The organism is Pseudomonas nitroreducens NBRC 12694, from assembly GCF_002091755.1.
Lineage (GTDB): Bacteria > Pseudomonadota > Gammaproteobacteria > Pseudomonadales > Pseudomonadaceae > Pseudomonas > Pseudomonas nitroreducens.
The window spans coordinates 125370-142357 of sequence record NZ_BDAI01000007.1 but is presented as its reverse complement, the minus strand read 5'-3'; the positions used below and the strand labels follow the sequence as shown (position 1 = coordinate 142357).

Genomic DNA, 16988 nt, shown 5'->3' with positions numbered 1-16988 from the left:
CCAGCTCTTTAGCCAGGCTCGTGGGTAAAGAGTCTGTTAAAGAGAATGATGGGCAGATTGCCTTGAAGAAACTCATACCTTGCCCTCCAGCTCTTTAGCCTGGTTCTTGTTAAAGAGAATGATGGGGATGATCAGGATGGCCAGCATCACCACGGCAAGGGCAGACGCCACCGGCCAGTCACGGTTGTTGAAGAACTCCTGCCACAGCACCTTGCCGATCATCAGCGTCTCGGGGCCGCCGAGCAGTTCCGGAATCACGAACTCGCCCACCGCCGGGATGAACACCAGCATGCAGCCGGCGATGATGCCGTTCTTGGACAGCGGCACGGTGATCTTCCAGAAGCTGGTGAAGCTGCGCGCGCCGAGGTCGGACGCGGCTTCGAGCAGGCTCATGTCGTGCTTCACCAGGTTGGCGTAGAGCGGCATGACCATGAAGGGCAGATACGAGTAGACGATGCCGATGTACACCGCGAAGTTGGTGTTCAGGATCGTCAGCGGCTCGTTGATGATACCCAGCCACATCAGGAAGCTGTTGAGCAGGCCGTTGTTGGACAGGATGCCCATCCAGGCGTACACGCGGATCAGGATTGCCGTCCAGGTCGGCATCATGATCAGCAGCAGCAGGACGGTCTGCATTTCCTTGCTGGCGCGGGCGATAGCGTAGGCCATCGGATAACCGATCACAAGGCAGAGGAATGTGCTGATCGCCGCCATCTTCAGCGAGCCCAGGTAGGCGTCGATGTAGAGCGGGTCGTCCGTCAGCATCAGGTAGTTGCCCAGGTTCATCACGACCTGGAGGGTCTGGTCGGCGTACTGGAACACTTCGGTGTACGGCGGAATGGCCACGTCTGCGGCTGCCAGACTGATCTTCAGCACGATGGCGAAGGGCAGCAGGAAGAACAGGAACAGCCAGAAGAACGGCACACCGATCACGGCATGCCGGCCGTTCGGCAGGCGTTTCATGAGCGATTTGCTGATGTTCATGATTGCAGTACCACACCGCTGTCGTCGTACCAGCTGATGTAAACCGGCTGGTCCCAGGTCGGACGCGCCACGTGGCGCTCGGCGTTGGCCATGAAGGCCTGGACGATGAAGCCCGAAGCCAGCTTGATGTAGTACACCGAGTGGCCGCCCAGGTAGGCGATGTCATGCACGGTGCCCTGGGCAACGTTGAAGCCTTCGTGCTCAAGGTCGGCGGGCTTCTGCGCGCTGACCATGACCTTTTCCGGGCGCAGCGCGTAGGTGATGCGCTTGTTCTCGGCACGGGTGCTGATGCCGTGGCCGATGTAGATCGGGTTTTCCAGCTGCGGGCAGGCGATCACCGCGTGGTCCTGCAGGTCTTCGACGATCTCGCCGTCGAACAGGTTGACGTTGCCGATAAACTCACAGATCAGGCGGCTGGCCGGCGTCTCGTAGATGTCCATCGGGCTGCCGATCTGCTCGATGCAACCCAGGTGCATGATGGCGATGCGCTGGGCCATGGTCATGGCCTCTTCCTGGTCGTGGGTCACCATCACGCAGGTCACGCCTACGCGCTCGATGATCTCCACCAGTTCCAGCTGCATTTGCGAACGCAGCTTCTTGTCCAGCGCGCCCATGGGCTCGTCGAGCAGCAGCAGCTTCGGACGCTTGGCCAGGGAACGGGCCAGGGCCACGCGCTGGCGCTGGCCACCGGAGAGCTGGTGCGGCTTGCGCTTGGCGTACTGGGTCATCTGTACGAGCTTGAGCATCTCGTCGACGATCTTGTCGATCTCTGCCTTGGGCAGGCCGTCCTGCTTGAGGCCGAAAGCGATGTTCTGCGCCACGCTCATGTGGGGGAACAGGGCGTACGACTGGAACATCATGTTGATCGGCCGCTCATAGGGCGGCAGGTCGGTAATGTCCTGGCCATCGAGGAAGATGCGACCTTCAGTGGGACGCTCGAAACCAGCCAGCATGCGAAGCAGGGTCGACTTGCCCGAACCCGAACCACCCAGCAGGGCGAAGATCTCGCCCTTCTTGATGTCCAGGGTCACGCTGTCCACAGCCAGCGTTTCGTCGAACTGCTTGCTGACCCGGTCGATTTTTACCAGAACCTCTTTCGGTTTCTGGTCGCCACTCAAGGCTTTCTTGTAGGCACCGGAGGCTATTGCCATTACCACAACTCCCAAATCATAGAGGCCCGGCCCCCGCGGCCGGGCATGCTTGGTATTACTCAGGGCTGGCGCAGTTTACGTGCGTCGGAAAACCTTTCGAGGGGCTCTCCGACGCTCCGTGCCCGCGCGGACGGATTGGGGGAAATCCGCCTTACTTGCCTGACTTGATCTTGGTCCAGGAACGGGTCATGAGGCGCAGGGTCTTCGGCGGCAGCTCATGCTGCACGAAGAGTTTGTCGAGAACCTCCTGGGATGGGTACACCTCAGGATTGTTGCGCACGGACTCATCCATGAATTCGCCAGCCTTGGGGTTCGGGTTGGCGTAACCGACGTAATCGCTGACCTTGGCGATCACTTCGGGTTTGAGCAGGTAGTTGATGAACGCATGGGCTGCCTTCGGGTTGGAGGCATCCTTCGGAATGGCGAGGATGTCGAACCAGAGGTTGGCGCCTTCCTTGGGAATGGCGTAGGCGATGTTCACGCCCTTGCCGGCTTCCTTGGCGCGGTTGGCGGCCTGGAATACGTCACCGGAGAAACCGGCCGCCACGCAGATGTTGCCGTTGGCCAGGTCGGAAATGTACTTGGAGGAATGGAAGTAGGTGACGTATGGGCGCACCGCCATCAGCTTCTCTTCCACCTTCTTGTAGTCGTCCGGATTGGTGCTATTGGGGTCCAACCCCAGGTACTTGAGCACAGCCGGCATCATCTCGTCGCCCGAATCGAGGAAGGCGACGCCGCACTGGCTGAGCTTCTTCATGTTCTCGGGCTCGAACAGCACAGCCCACGAATCGATCTTGTCGACACCCAGCACGGCCTTGACCTTGTCGACGTTGTAGCCGATGCCGTTGGTGCCCCACAGGTACGGCACGCCGTACTCGTTGCCCGGGTCGTTGGCCTCGAGCTGTTTCATCAGGTGCGGGTCGAGGTTCGACCAGTTCGGCAGCTGGCTCTTGTCCAGCTTCTGGAACGCACCGGCCTTGATCTGGCGACCGAGGAAGTGGTTGGACGGCACGACCACGTCATAACCGGTGCGACCGGCCAGGAGCTTGCCTTCCAGGGTTTCGTTGGAGTCGAAGACGTCGTACACCGGCTTGATACCGGTTTCCTTCTCGAAATCGGCGAGGGTGGTTTCACCAATGTAGTCCGACCAGTTGTAGATGTGGACGGTCTCTTGCGCCTGCACCTGCGAGGCCAGGCCGAGGACGGAGACTGCAGCGATCAGGGTTCTGCGGAAGGGAATGCGCACACGTGAGTCCTCTCGTTGTTTTTTACTACTTCTGTCGGTTGCTGCCGGGGTTTCGACGGCCGGTCCGTGGATAGCGCCGAACCCTTCATCAGCACGAGAGCGCCAGGGCCTGCGCAGCCATTCCACCGATGGAAGCTGTTTGTTGCTGCCGGTAGCGGCGAGGAAGGGCACTCCCCCGCCGCGGTCCCGGACCATCCGCTGCCGCGTCAGGCGGCAGCGACTACCCGATTACTTGCCGGACTTGATGGTGGTCCAGCTGCGGGTCATCAGACGCTGGGTCTTCGCCGGCAGATCCGGGAAGGCGTACAGCTTCTTCATGGTTTCCGGAGTCGGATACACGCCCGGGTCGTTGCGGATCGCCTCGTTCACCATCGGGGTGGCCGCGGCGTTGCCGTTCGGGAACTGCACGACGTTGGTGATCTCGGACATGACGGCCGGCTCGAGCAGGAAGTTGATCCACTTCAGCGCGGCTTCCTGGTTCTCGGCATCCTTCGGAATGGCAACGGTGTCGAAGAACGCGCCAGCACCTTCCTTCGGAATGTTGTACTTCACAGTGACCTTGTTCTTGGCTTCTTCAGCGCGGGACTTGGCCTGGTACACGTCACCCGAGTAACCGATGGCCACGCAGATGTTGCCGTTGGCGATATCGGAAATGTACTTGGAGGAGTGGAAGTAGGAGATGTACGGACGAATCTTCAGGAACAGTGCCTCGGCTTCCTTGAGCTCTTTGGGGTCCTGACTATCGGGCTTGTAGCCCAGGTAGTGCAGGGCTGCCGGGATCATTTCGGTCGGCGAGTCGAGGAAGCTCACGCCGCAGGCCTTCAGCTTCTGAATGTTTTCCGGCTTGAACACCAGGTCCCAGGAGTCCACCGGGGCGTTGTCGCCCAGCGCGGCCTTGACCTTGTCCGGGTTGTAGCCGATGCCGATGGTGCCCCACATGTAGGGGATCGCGTACTGGTTGCCCGGGTCGCTGATCTCCAGGGTCTTCATGATGTCCGGATTCAGGTTCTTCCAGTTCGGCAGCTTGGACTTGTCCAGCGGCACATACACACCCGCCTTGATCTGCTTGGCCAGGAAGGAGTTGGACGGCACCACGATGTCGTAGCCCGACTTGCCGGCCAGCAGCTTGGCTTCCAGCACTTCGTTGCTGTCGTAGACGTCGTAGACGACCTTGATACCGGTTTCCTTGGTGAACTTGTCGACCGTGTCCGGCGCGATGTAGTCCGACCAGTTGTAGACGTGCAGCACCTTGTCATCAGCCTGCGCCATACCAGCCACAGCGCCTGCCAGCGTTACAGCGAGCAGGGATTTGCCGAAGGTCTTGAACATGCGGGTAGCTCCGTTTGTTTTTTTGATGTTCCGGGTGGCGTGGACATCTCCTTCCGTCACCACCCGGTGAGCCTGGCCAACGCACAGGCGCAGTCTGTCAAAGGTCTGGTGAAAGACTCAAGACAGAACGGCTGCGGCGGTTTGATCGAGGCACTTGCGCGCCAGGGTGATCAGGTCATCGATCTGCGATTTCTCGATCACCAGCGGCGGCGAGATAATCATAGTGTCTCCCACCGCGCGCATGATCAGACCGTTGCGGAAGCAGTGCTCGCGGCACAGCATCCCGACACCCTTGCCTTCGAAGCGCTCGCGGGTCTTCTTGTTCTTCACCAGCTCCAGTGCTGCCACCAGGCCTACCCCGCGGGCTTCGCCTACCAGGGGATGGTCGGCCAGCTCTTGCCAGCGTTGTTGCAAATACGGTGCCGTTTCGCTCTTCACTCGCTCGACGATCTTCTCTTCGCGCAGGATGCGGATGTTCTCCAGCGCCACCGCAGCGGCTACCGGGTGACCAGAGTAAGTGAAGCCGTGGTAGAACTCGCCACCCTCATTCAGGGTATGGACGATCTCGTCGCGAACGATCACACCGCCCATGGGGATGTAACCGCTGGTCAGGCCCTTGGCGATCGGCATCAGGTCCGGGGCGTTGCCGAAGTACTGGCTGCCGAACCATTCGCCGGTACGGCCGAAACCACAGATCACTTCGTCAGCGATGAACAGGATGTCGTACTTGGCGAGGATCTCGCGGATCTTCGGCCAGTAGGTTTTCGGCGGAACGATCACGCCACCCGCGCCCTGCAGGGGCTCGGCGATGAAGGCGGCGACCTTGTCTTCGCCGACTTCGAGAATCTTCTTCTCCAGCTGCTCGGCAGCCCAGACGCCGAACTCTTCCGGGTCCATGTCGCCGCCTTCGCCGAACCAGTAAGGCTGGGCGATGTGCTCGATACCCGGGATCGGCAGGTCACCCTGCTCGTGCAGCGCCTTCATGCCGCCCAGGCTGACGCCGGCGACGGTGGAGCCGTGGTAGCCGTTCCAGCGGCCGATGACCACCTTCTTCTGCGGCTGACCCTTGATCGACCAGTAGTGGCGGACCATGCGCAGCACGGTGTCGTTGGACTCCGAACCCGAGCCGGTGAAGAACACGTGGTTCATGCCTTCGGGAGCGATGTCGGCGATGGCCTTGGACAGCTCCAGTACCGGCGGGTGTGCGGTCTGGAAGAACAGGTTGTAGTAGGGCAGTTCCTGCATCTGCTTGTAGGCGGCTTCAGCAAGTTCCTTGCGACCGTAACCGACGTTCACGCACCACAGGCCAGCCATGCCGTCGAGGATCTTGTTGCCCTCGCTGTCCCACAGGTACACGCCTTCGGCCTTGGTGATGATGCGCGCACCCTTCTCGTTCAGCTGCTTGTAGTCGGTGAACGGAGCCAGGTGGTGATCGCGGCTGAGCGCCTGCCAGTGTTGGGTGTTGGCGCTGGTCTGGTTAGTCATCTTGATAAAACCTCTTCTCTAAGAAACACGGGGCCCGGCCACGCGCCGGACCCCACGCCGATCAGACAGAAAGCAGGAGGAACTCGCGCTCCCAGGAACTGATTACTCGCTTGAAGTTCTCGTGCTCGGCGCGCTTCACCGCGACATAGCCTCGAATGAACTTGTCACCCAGGTATTTCTCCAGGGTCTTGCTACCTTCCATGCACTCCAGTGCAGCCTCGATGGTCAGCGGCAGGCGCAGGTTACGCCGTTCATAGCCGCGGCCCTTGACCTGCGCACTGGGTTTGAGGCCTTCGACCATGCCGATGTAGCCGCACAGCAGGCTGGCGGCGAGGGCCAGGTAGGGGTTGGCATCGGCGCCGGCCAGGCGGTTTTCCACGCGCCGGTTGTCCGGGGTGGAATCCGGTACGCGCAGGCCCACGGTGCGGTTCTCTTCGCCCCATTCCACGTTCACCGGCGCCGAGGTGTCGGGCAGGAAGCGGCGGAACGAGTTGACGTTCGGCGCGAACAGCGGCAGCGCCTCGGGAATCAGCTTCTGCAGGCCGCCGATGTGATGCAGGAACAGCTCGCTCATGCTGCCGTCGGCGTTGGAGAAGATGTTCTTGCCGGTCTTGATGTCGACGATGCTCTGGTGCAGGTGCATGGCACTGCCCGGCTCGCCGGTCATCGGCTTGGCCATGAAGGTCGCGGCCACGTTGTGCTTGAGAGCGGCCTCGCGCATGGTGCGCTTGAACACCACGATCTGGTCGGCCAGGTCCAGGGCATCGCCGTGACGGAAGTTGATCTCCATCTGCGCGGTGCCTTCTTCATGGATCAGGGTGTCCAGATCCAGGCCCTGCAGTTCGCACCAGTCGTACATGTCCTCGAACAGCGGGTCGAATTCGTTCGCCGCGTCGATGGAGAAGGACTGGCGACCGGTCTCCTGGCGGCCGGAACGGCCCACCGGAGCCTGCAGCGGGTAGTCGGGGTCGTCGCTGCGCTTGGTCAGGTAGAACTCCATCTCCGGAGCCACGATCGGCCTCCAGCCCTTTTCGGCGTATAGCTGGAGGACGCGCTTGAGGACGTTGCGCGGCGACAGCTCGATGGGGTTGCCCAGCTTGTCGTAGGTATCGTGGATGACCATCGCGGTCGGCTCAATGGCCCAGGGGACGAGGAACACGGCATTCTCGTCCGGGCGGCAGACCATATCGATGTCGGCCGGGTCCAGCAGGTCGTAATAGATGTCATCCTCGACGTAGTCGCCGGTCACGGTCTGCAGGAGAACGCTCTCCGGCAGGCGCATGCCCTTCTCGTTGAGGAATTTCGCAGTCGGCGCGATCTTGCCCCGGGCGATCCCGGTCAGGTCGGCGATCATGCATTCCACTTCAGTGATCTTGCGTTCCTTCAACCAGCCACTGAGCTGGTCTAGCTTGCTAGTCATAAAGACCTCAGGGTTTGAGAGCCCGGCCCCAACGCCGGACTCAGCGGTTCCCCGCCCTCTTGCTGCAGGCTTTGCCGAATGCCTGGAAGATAGCGAGATAGTTGGGGTTCGTTTCGACCTGCCATTCCGGGTGCCACTGCACCCCGACGGCGAAGGCCGCACCTTCGACGGAGAAGGCTTCAACCAACCCGTCAGGCGCCAGAGCTTCTACACGAAGGCCGGGCGCCAGACGATCAACGCCCTGGCCGTGAATAGAATTGACCTGGAACTGCGAGGGTAGCCCGATACCGGCGAAAACGCCGCCCGGCTGCACGTCGACGACATGCCGCAGACCATATTGGATTTCGATCGGCTCACCGGCAGGTTCGCGGTGGTCCATGAAGCCCTCGACTTCGTGCACCTTCTGGTGCAACGAACCGCCGAAGGCGACATTCATTTCCTGGAAGCCGCGGCAGATGCCCAGCACCGGAATCCCGGCCGCGACGGCGCGGCGAATCAGCGGCAGCGTCGTGCTGTCGCGCTCGGGATCATGGGGGGTGCCTGCAACGCTGGCGGAGCCACTATAATGATGGGGTTCGACGTTCGACGCCGAGCCTGTGAAGAGCAGGCCGTCGAACGCGGCCAACATGTCTTCCTGGTCGATGGCATCGCCCAGGGAGGGAATGATCAAAGGAATGCCCGAGGCCCCGGAGATCAGCGCTCTGAGGTATTTGTCGCCAGCAACATGGTAGGGTTTGGAACCGATCTGCTTGAGGCAGGCGGACACGCCGATTAACGGCAGGCGAGACATGGGACACCCGTGTTTGTAAGTGTTATGGGCTTGAGGCCGAGCTTAGCCTTGTTCATTTTTTTACACAATAGCCATGTAAAAAATCAAACACGCCCCACTGAACAGCCCGCCAGCAAAGGCTCTCCGCGGATCAAAAGCGGCTCGAAACGCCCCAAAAACGGCCCATCAGGACTGATGCGCCCCACTTTGGTGCGACATTGACAACCCTTGCCAATTCGGATTGACTCACACCTCAGCTTTCGAATGATTGAAATTTTTAACAATAAAGGTGTGACATCATGTCGGTACCCCAGAGTGCCGTGTCGCTCGAAGAAGCGAGTGAGTTCCTGAAGGAACACCCCGAGGTCCAGTTCGTCGACCTCCTTATTGCAGACATGAATGGTGTGGTCCGCGGCAAGCGCATCGAACGCACCAACCTGCCCAAAGTCTATGAGAAGGGCATCAACCTCCCCGCCTCTCTCTTCGCTCTCGACATCACCGGCTCCACCGTGGAAAGCACCGGCCTCGGCCTGGACATTGGCGACGCAGACCGCGTCTGTTTCCCGATCCCCAATACCCTCTCCATGGAGCCCTGGCAGAAGCGCCCGACCGCGCAGTTGCTGATGACCATGCACGAGATGGAAGAACGCACGCCGTTCTTCGCCGACCCGCGTGAAGTACTGCGTCAGGTGGTACAGAAGTTCACCGACATCGGCCTGACCATCGTCGCGGCCTTCGAGCTCGAGTTCTACCTGATCGACCAGGAGAACGTGAACGGCCGGCCGCAGCCGCCGCGCTCGCCGATCTCCGGCAAGCGCCCGCAATCGGTCCAGGTCTACTCCATCGACGACCTCGACGAATACGCTGATTGCCTCCAGGACATCATCGACGGCGCCCGCGCCCAGGGCATCCCCGCCGACGCCATCGTCAAGGAAAGCGCACCGGCCCAGTTCGAAGTCAACATGCACCACGTTGACGACGCTCTGAAGGCCTGCGACTACGCAGTCCTGCTCAAGCGCCTGATCAAGAACGTCGCCTACGACCACGAGATGGACTCGACCTTCATGGCCAAGCCCTACCCGGGTCAGGCTGGCAACGGTCTGCACGTCCACGTCTCGCTGCTCGACAAGGACGGCAAGAACATCTTCACCAGCGAGGATCCCGAGCAGAACGCCGCATTGCGCCACGCGATCGGCGGTGTGCTCGAGACCCTGCCGGCGTCGATGGCGTTCCTCTGCCCGAACGTCAACTCGTACCGCCGTTTCGGTTCGGCCTTCTTCGTGCCGAACGCGCCGAGCTGGGGCCTGGACAACCGTACCGTCGCCCTGCGCGTGCCGACCGGAGCACCGGAAGCGGTGCGCCTGGAACACCGCGTCGCCGGTGCCGACGCCAACCCGTACCTGCTGCTCTCGGCTGTACTGGCTGGCGTCCACCACGGCCTGACCAACAAGGTCGAGCCGGGCGCGCCGATCGAAGGCAACGCCTACGAGCAGCTGGAACAGAGCCTGCCGAACAACTTGCGCGATGCCCTGCGCGAGCTGGACGACAGCGACGTGATGAACAAGTACATCAGCCCCGAGTACATCGACATCTTCGTCGCGTGCAAGGAGCATGAGATGCAGGAGTTCGAGTATTCGATTTCCGATCTCGAGTACAACTGGTACTTGCACACCGTATAAGTGGTAAACGAAACGCCGGCCCTCGTGCCGGCGTTTCCTTGTGCCTCTGGCACACCCGGGGAACTGCGACATCGCAACGGCGAGGAGGGGCGCCAGGGCGAGTCACATCCGTCGTTCCTTCCTGCTCGCGATGTCTCCATCCGCCCGCCCGGGCGCCATCGCGTCTGTCGTGTCTTTGCTGTCGCGCTATCGAGCGGCGAATGCCGCATCCGCTGATTACGTGGTTCATTCAGGGAGATCGCCAATGCCACGCCTGTACGCCTTGATTCTGATGCTGTTGTGTCCGCTGTCTGCCTGGGCGGAGCAAGTCATCCATGTCTACAACTGGAACGACTACATCGCTCCCGAAGTGCTCAAGGACTTCGAGAAGGACACCGGCATCCGTGTCGACTACAAGACCTACAGCACCGCCGAAGAGGTCAAGAAGGCCCTGGAGAGCGGTGAGAAGATCGACGTCGCCGTGCCCTCGCACAACGACCTGCCGGCGCTGATCCGCGACAAGCGCATCCAGGCATTGGATTTCTCCAAGCTGCCCAACCGCAGCCACCTCGACACCCAGTTGCTGAGCAAGCTGGCCGCCGTCGACCCCAACAACCAGCACGCCATCCCTTATCTGTGGGGTGCCGTGGGCCTGGCAATCAACGAACCCGAAGCGGAGAAGGCCTACGGCGGCAAGCTGCCCGACAGCTGGAGCGTGATGTTCGACCCGCAGCAGAGCCAGCGCCTGAAGGCCTGCGGCATGAGCCTGCTGGACGCTCCGGACGAGGCCTTCTCGGTGCTGATGAACTACCAGGGCCGCAACTTCGCCCGCAGCGCGCCGTCGCAGATCCGCCGTGCCGGCGAAGTGCTCGCACAGCTGCGCCCGAACCTGCGCTACATCGACAGCGAGCGCTACATCCAGGACCTCAACGCCGGCAAACTGTGCGTCGCCATGGCCTGGGTCGGCGATGCCCTGGGCGCCGCCAACGCCGGCCAGCCGGTGCGCTTCGTGGTGCCGCAGGAAGGCTCGGTGCTGTTCATCGACAACCTGGTGATCCCCAGCGCCTCCGAGCATCCGGACCTGGCCCTGAAGTTCATCGACTACCTGATGCAACCCAAGGTCGCCGCGCAGATCACCGCCGCCACCCTCTACCCCAACGGCAACAAGGACTCCGCGCAGTTCCTCGATGCCGCCCTGCGCGACCAGCCGGGCCTGTACCCGGACCAGGAAACCAAGCGCCGCCTGTTTGCCCTGGAAACCGCGCCGGAGAAGACCGCCCCGGTGATCACCGAAGTCTGGGCCAAGCTGCGCGACGGCGGCAGCTGACTTGCCGAGCGCACCGGAGCTGGCGTCCAATAGCCGCCCAGCTCCGGAGACAGCCATGCCCGCTCCCACCCGCAAACCTCGCGCCAGCAGCCAGGCAAGAATCGCCGTGATCCTCGACGCGGCCCGCGCCCTGCTGGCCGAAAGCGGCGCAGCGGGGCTATCGATCTACGCGGTGGCCGAACGCGCGGACATTCCTCCCTCTTCCGTCTATCACTTTTTCCCCAGCGTCCCGGCGTTGCTGCAAGGCCTGACCAATGACGTCCACGCCGCCTTCCGCGCCTGCCTGGAACAGCCCGTCGATCACGCTGCCCTACGCGACTGGCGCGACCTCGCACGACTGGTCGAACAACGCACCCTGGCCGTGTACGCCGAAGACGCCGCCGCACGCCAGCTGATCCTCGCCAGCCACGGCCTTGCCGAAGTCACCCAGGCCGACAGCCAGCATGACGTGCAACTCGGCCAGGCCATGCGCGCCCTGTTCGAGCGGCATTTCGAGCTGCCACCGTTGCCGCAGGATATCGAGGTATTCAGCCTCGCCATCGAACTGGGTGATCGCGTTTACGCCCTCTCCGTGCAGCGTCACGGGCTGATTACCGAACGCCTGGCTGAAGAAGGCATGCGGGTGATCGATGCCTACCTCTCGCTGTACCTGCCGCCCTGCCTGCCGAAGCGCCCCTCACCCCTTAAATAAATCGATTTATATCCGATTAAAATCCGGATATACGGGCATTTCCTGAGAATAATTCACTTCATAAATCGATTTTTATCGGATATAAAATCAGAAACTGCCCGCGGCGACCTATACTGGCCGCTCGTGACGCACTCTCGAATGACACAACCCAAAGCGCAGGATGGGGCGACGCGCATAGCGCCGTACGTCCCCAACTGAGCAGCCCCCAGGATCGCCCCATGACTACGTTGACCAGCACTCCCCGCGCCGATGGCTTCCGCATGCCGGCGGAATGGGAACCCCACACCCAGACCTGGATGGTCTGGCCCGAGCGGCCGGACAACTGGCGCCTGGGCGGCAAGCCGGCGCAGGCCGCCTTCAGCGCCGTGGCCCGCGCCATCGCCCGCTTCGAGCCGGTGACCATCGGCGTTTCCGCCGGCCAGTACGAAAACGCCCGCGCCCAGCTGGCCGACGCGGCCAACATCCGCGTGGTGGAAATCAGCAACGACGACGCCTGGGTGCGCGACACCGGCCCGACCTTCGTCACCAATAACGACGGCGAAGTACGCGGCGTGGACTGGACCTTCAATGCCTGGGGCGGCCTGGAAGGCGGCCTGTACTTCCCGTGGCACCGCGACGACCAGGTGGCGAGCAAGATCCTCGGCATCGAGCGTTGCGACGGCTACCGCACCGAAGGCTTCGTGCTGGAAGGCGGCTCGATCCATGTGGACGGCGAAGGCACGGTGATCACCACCGAGGAATGCCTGCTCAACCACAACCGCAACCCGCACATGAGCCGCGAAGAGATAGAGGCCGTGCTGCGCGAGCACCTGGCCATCGACAGCGTGATCTGGCTGCCGGACGGCCTGTTCAACGACGAGACCGACGGCCACGTCGACAACTTCTGCTGCTACGTGCGCCCCGCCGAAGTCCTGCTGGCCTGGACCGACGATCAGAACGACCCGAACTACGAGCGCTGCCAGGCCGCCATGCGCGTGCTGGAAACCGCCCGCGACGCCAAGGGCCGCCAGCTCACCGTGCACAAGATGGTCATCCCCGGCCCGATCCACGCGACCGAAGCCGAGTGCGAAGGCATCGACCTGGTGATCGGCACCCAGCCGCGCGATCCGTCGATCCGCCTGGCCGGCTCCTACGTCAACTTCCTGATCGTCAACGGCGGCATCATCGCGCCGCGCTTCGACGATCCGGCGGACGCAGAGGCCGAAGCCACCTTGAAGCGCATCTTCCCCGAACACGAAGTGGTGATGGTGCCGGGCCGCGAGATTCTCCTGGGCGGCGGCAACATCCACTGCATCACCCAGCAGCAGCCGGCGCCGCAGAAGCGCTGATTCGCTGAAGCTGATTTGCTGAAGAAAAGGGCCGTCGCTCCCACCGGAACGACGGCCTTTTTCATTGGCAGAGGAATGCCTCTGTAGGAACGAGCTTGCGCGCGAACGACTTCGCGACGGGACTTGTTCGCGAGCAAGCTCGCTCCTGCGAAGAGCCCTCGTGCGCACCCATGAAAAAGCCGCCGGCCTCTTGCGAGGTCGGCGGCTTTTTCGTATCCCGCGAGAATTACAGCAGCGGGATGGTGTAGCTGACGATCAGGCGGTTTTCGTCCTGGTCGCGCTGGCCGGCAGTACCGCTGCGGGAGTCCGCCGGCAGGCCGCTGCGCAGCGCGGCGTTCTTCCAGGTAAAGCCCAGGCCCTTGAAGGTGCCGTCCGGGATCACGTAGGCGAGGGAGATGTCACGCTCCCACTCGCTTTTGTCGCCGTAACGGGTGTCGATGTTGTCACCATGCAGGTACAGGGTCTGGAAGGTCAGGCCCGGCAGTCCGGCCTGAGCGAAATCGTAGCCGTAGCGAACCTGCCAGGTACGCTCGCCGGCGCGCAGGAACTTGCCGATCTGCACGTCGGTGATCAGGTAGGCGGTAGCGCCATCGCCGTTATTGATGAACGGGAAGTCGCTGTCGCCGCTGAGTTGCTGGTAGCCCGCGCCGAAGCTGTGGCCGCTGACGGTATAGGTGAACAGGCCGCTCCAGGCGCGGTTGTCGACCTCGCCCTTGGTCACGCCGTTGCCGTAGTAGCCGTTGGTGTAATAGGTCTTGTCGTGACCGTTCTTGCCATCGTCGCTGCTGTGGAAGTAGCGCAGGTCGCTCTTCAGCACGCCCGGGCCGATCGCCCAGTTGTGTTGCAGACCCAGGAAGTGCTGCTTGTAGAAGTCCTGCAGGTTGCCGTAGTAGTACTGCAGCGTCAGGTCCTTGGTGACCTTGTAGTCGCCGCCGCCGTAGTAGAACTTGTTGACGAACTGGCCGGTCTGGGCGTTGTTCGCGCCGGCAATCGACAGGCCTTCGTTGTTGCTCGAGTTACGGCCCTTGGCATGTTCCAGCTGGCCGCCGATGAGGGTCAGGTCCTTGAATTCGTTGGAGGTGACCTGGCCACCTTCAAAGGTCTGCGGCAGCAGGCGACCGTCGTTGTAGGTCACCACCGGCAGCTTGGGCAGCAGCGTGCCGTAGCGCAACTCGGTGCTGGAGACCTTCAGCTTGCCGGTGGCGCCCAGGTGGGAGAAGTCATCCACGGCGCGGCCATCACCGTCGGTAGGAAACACGGAGCCCGCATAGGCGGAGCTGCTCGGGTTGTAGTGGGTACCCTTGCCGCTGTCCAGTCGCACGCCCAGCAGGCCCAGCGCGTCGATGCCAAAGCCCACGGTGCCCTCGGTGAAACCGGAGGCGTAGTTGAGCAGGAAGCCCTGGCCCCACTCTTCAGACTTGTTCGGCTGGGTCCCCGTGACGTCGCCGTTGCGGTTGTCGGTGTTGATGTAGAAGTTGCGCAGGGTCAGGCTGGCCTTGCTGTCTTCGATGAACCCAGCGGCGACGGCGGATTGCGCGAGGCCTGCGGCAGCGATGGCGAGCGCGAGGCCCGATTGCGTGAGAGTGCGGCTTTTCATTGGAATTTCCCCATTTTATTGATCTTGGAAACACGCCATTCGCAACAACGACTGGCTCCCCCGGGAGTCCGACCGAATGGCAGGCAGCGGCCGCGGCGTGACGAGCACGACGGGCATGCAGGATTCGTTGGTTGTTTCGACGCCCCGCTAGGCGGGAGCGAAGCGCAGGCAGGCGGACAGGGATACGGCAGAAGATGGGAAGGGCATGGATCGATTCTCGTGTCTTGTTGTTGTGGCGATGCGCTGGGCATTCGCCACCTGACAAGGCAATCCCCAGGCCAACCGGCCTACCCTGTCCGACACTCCCGTCTTTCCGGCCTCCGGCTCGTTCGTCGAGCCACTCCCCAGGGCCGGATCAGCGGAAAACCGCCATCCCACCAACTCTGGCTGGCGGTAAACCGCCACCCTCTTCCGCTCTGTCCGAAACAGCTCGCGGCAGCGCAGGGCAACGATAAAAGAACCGTCATAAATCCAAAAAGAATTAATTATTAATATGTAATTTCTTTATGGAATATATGATACGCCTCTCAGCGGCGTTCGACTGCTCATCGCTGGAGGTACCTCCAAAGGCAACTCCGGCGTAGGAATCCATACACGGTGGAACGCCAGGCAAAAAAAACCCGCCGGCGCTGCAACGCGGGCGGGTTCGGGGCCTTGTGCTAGGGGAAGACCCCAAAGGAGAGCGGCGGAATCGCTTCCGCCAGTAGGAGTGGTGCTGCTCGGCACCGGATGGCGGCGATGATGGCCAGTCGGTGATGAAGAGTCGATTCCAAAGAACCGCCCACAGCCGTAGGAATATTCGCGACTGCTGTGGGCGGAAGCCTGGCATTCCCGCCGGTATCAGGCCTGGGCGTCAGTTGCCCACTGCCGCACTGGTGGCGACGATCGAGGCCGACGGCAGCAGCTGGCTGATGAAGCGGTTCCAGCGAGTGATGTTGGCCGGGCCGATGAACACTACGTCCTGCGGCTGCATGGCGAAGTCCTTGGCCAGGGCGTAGGCGGTCGGACGCTTGGCTTCCAGGTGGAAGACCTGCGCCTGGAAGGTACCCTGCCCCTTGCCATCGGCCTGCTGCGGGTTGCCGCGGATCACGTACACGGAGTCACCATCGGAGGTTTCCGGGGCCAGGCCGCCTGCGTTGCCCAGCACTTCCAGCAGTGACAGGCCGGTGGTGCGGTAGGTCACGACCTGCGGGCGTTCCACCTCGCCGACCACATAGACTTTCTTGCGGTCGTTGTAGGGCAGGTGAACCTGGTCGCCGTTCTTCAGGTAGATGCCGCTGAGCGTCGAGCCGGAGCGGTTCAGCGCGTCGACGTCGATCACGTATTCGCGGCCGTCACGCTTGAGCGTCAGTCCGGACAGGTCCGCCTCGCCGGCAATCACTCCCGCTTTGCTGACCGCCTGCACCAGAGTCGTGGGCGTGTTGTTCAGCTCGACCTGGCCGCCGTTCTGGAAGGCGCCGGAGAACACCACGTGCTGGCTGGCATAGCGCAGCACGGTGACATCCACCTGCGGGTCGACGATGCCCTTGTTCGCCAGCCGGCGAGCCAGGCTCGAACGCAATTGTGCCGGGGTCTGCCCTTCGGCTCGCACCACGCCGGCGTAGGGGAAGAAGATGTTGCCGTCGGCGCCGACCACGCGGCCGTTGGCTTCCATCTGTTGGGTCGAGCCGGGGCTGGTCAGTTCCGGGTGGTCCCAGACGGTCACCAGCAGTACGTCGCCGCCGCCGATCACGTAGTCCTGTTGCGGCGGGCGGTAGTTCAGCAGCTCCGCGGGCACACCGGGCCTGGCGGCGAACGAGGCCTCCTGGCGCTGCAGCACCTGTGGCGTGATAGGCACGAGGGTAATGTTCATCCCCTGCTTCTGCGCCTCGCGCTGGACATCGGAATCCGTCATGTACTGACCGGGGGAGAACACGCAGCCTTGTAGCGCCAGACTGCCGACTACAAAGCTGAAAGCGAGCAGGTTTTTCATGGCAATCCTTCCTTGAAACGAGTGTGAAAAC

General features: G+C 62.2%; 13 protein-coding genes. 4 read left to right on the top strand and 9 right to left on the bottom strand.

Features of this window, described 5'->3' with window-relative positions; all coding sequences use genetic code 11:
• Nucleotides 1–72 precede the first annotated feature (72 nt).
• The 7 genes from PNI01S_RS19155 to PNI01S_RS19125 form a co-directional block, all read right to left on the bottom strand.
• Nucleotides 73–954, bottom strand: a complete 882-nt coding sequence (locus tag PNI01S_RS19155; RefSeq protein ID WP_089285861.1) for an ABC transporter permease subunit — start codon at nt 952–954, stop codon at nt 73–75.
• Nucleotides 955–980: 26 nt separating this feature from the next.
• Complete coding sequence (locus PNI01S_RS19150; RefSeq protein ID WP_024762144.1) at nt 981–2135, bottom strand: ABC transporter ATP-binding protein; 1155 nt, start codon at nt 2133–2135, stop codon at nt 981–983.
• 151 nt (nt 2136–2286) lie between these two features.
• On the bottom strand, nt 2287–3381 hold the full coding sequence (locus PNI01S_RS19145; RefSeq protein ID WP_024762143.1) for a polyamine ABC transporter substrate-binding protein: 1095 nt from the start codon (nt 3379–3381) through the stop codon (nt 2287–2289).
• Nucleotides 3382–3609: 228 nt separating this feature from the next.
• The gene (locus PNI01S_RS19140) at nt 3610–4710 is read right to left on the bottom strand and encodes a polyamine ABC transporter substrate-binding protein (RefSeq protein ID WP_038803551.1); all 1101 of its coding nucleotides are present in this window, start codon (nt 4708–4710) and stop codon (nt 3610–3612) included.
• A 117-nt stretch (nt 4711–4827) separates the two neighbouring features.
• Entirely contained in the window at nt 4828–6195 is a 1368-nt protein-coding gene (locus tag PNI01S_RS19135; RefSeq protein ID WP_024762142.1) for an aspartate aminotransferase family protein, read from the bottom strand.
• 61 nt (nt 6196–6256) lie between these two features.
• The gene (locus PNI01S_RS19130; RefSeq protein WP_024762141.1) at nt 6257–7615 is read right to left on the bottom strand and encodes a glutamine synthetase family protein; all 1359 of its coding nucleotides are present in this window, start codon (nt 7613–7615) and stop codon (nt 6257–6259) included.
• A gap of 40 nt (nt 7616–7655) precedes the next feature.
• Nucleotides 7656–8405, bottom strand: a complete 750-nt coding sequence (locus tag PNI01S_RS19125) for a gamma-glutamyl-gamma-aminobutyrate hydrolase family protein (RefSeq protein WP_024762140.1) — start codon at nt 8403–8405, stop codon at nt 7656–7658.
• Between the two features lie 278 nt (nt 8406–8683).
• Between PNI01S_RS19125 and PNI01S_RS19120 the strand changes: the two genes are divergently transcribed.
• The 4 genes from PNI01S_RS19120 to aguA all read left to right on the top strand — a co-directional run bounded on the left by PNI01S_RS19120 (nt 8684) and on the right by aguA (nt 13388).
• On the top strand, nt 8684–10063 hold the full coding sequence (locus PNI01S_RS19120) for a glutamine synthetase family protein (RefSeq protein ID WP_024762139.1): 1380 nt from the start codon (nt 8684–8686) through the stop codon (nt 10061–10063).
• 244 nt (nt 10064–10307) lie between these two features.
• On the top strand, nt 10308–11369 hold the full coding sequence (locus PNI01S_RS19115; RefSeq protein ID WP_024762138.1) for a polyamine ABC transporter substrate-binding protein: 1062 nt from the start codon (nt 10308–10310) through the stop codon (nt 11367–11369).
• 55 nt (nt 11370–11424) lie between these two features.
• Complete coding sequence (locus PNI01S_RS19110) at nt 11425–12060, top strand: TetR/AcrR family transcriptional regulator (RefSeq protein ID WP_038803552.1); 636 nt, start codon at nt 11425–11427, stop codon at nt 12058–12060.
• A gap of 218 nt (nt 12061–12278) precedes the next feature.
• On the top strand, nt 12279–13388 hold the full coding sequence (gene aguA, locus PNI01S_RS19105) for an agmatine deiminase (protein WP_024762137.1): 1110 nt from the start codon (nt 12279–12281) through the stop codon (nt 13386–13388).
• A 226-nt stretch (nt 13389–13614) separates the two neighbouring features.
• On the opposite strand, the gene PNI01S_RS19100 is transcribed toward aguA, so the two are convergent.
• Both PNI01S_RS19100 and PNI01S_RS19095 read right to left on the bottom strand, forming a co-directional pair.
• Nucleotides 13615–14985 carry an OprD family porin gene (locus PNI01S_RS19100; RefSeq protein WP_038803553.1) on the bottom strand — a complete coding sequence of 457 codons (1371 nt, stop codon included), beginning with the start codon at nt 14983–14985 and terminating at the stop codon, nt 13615–13617.
• 853 nt (nt 14986–15838) lie between these two features.
• Nucleotides 15839–16957 (bottom strand): polysaccharide biosynthesis/export family protein, encoded by a 1119-nt coding sequence (locus PNI01S_RS19095; protein ID WP_024762136.1) that lies wholly within the window; start codon nt 16955–16957, stop codon nt 15839–15841.
• Between the last annotated feature and the right edge of the window lie 31 nt (nt 16958–16988).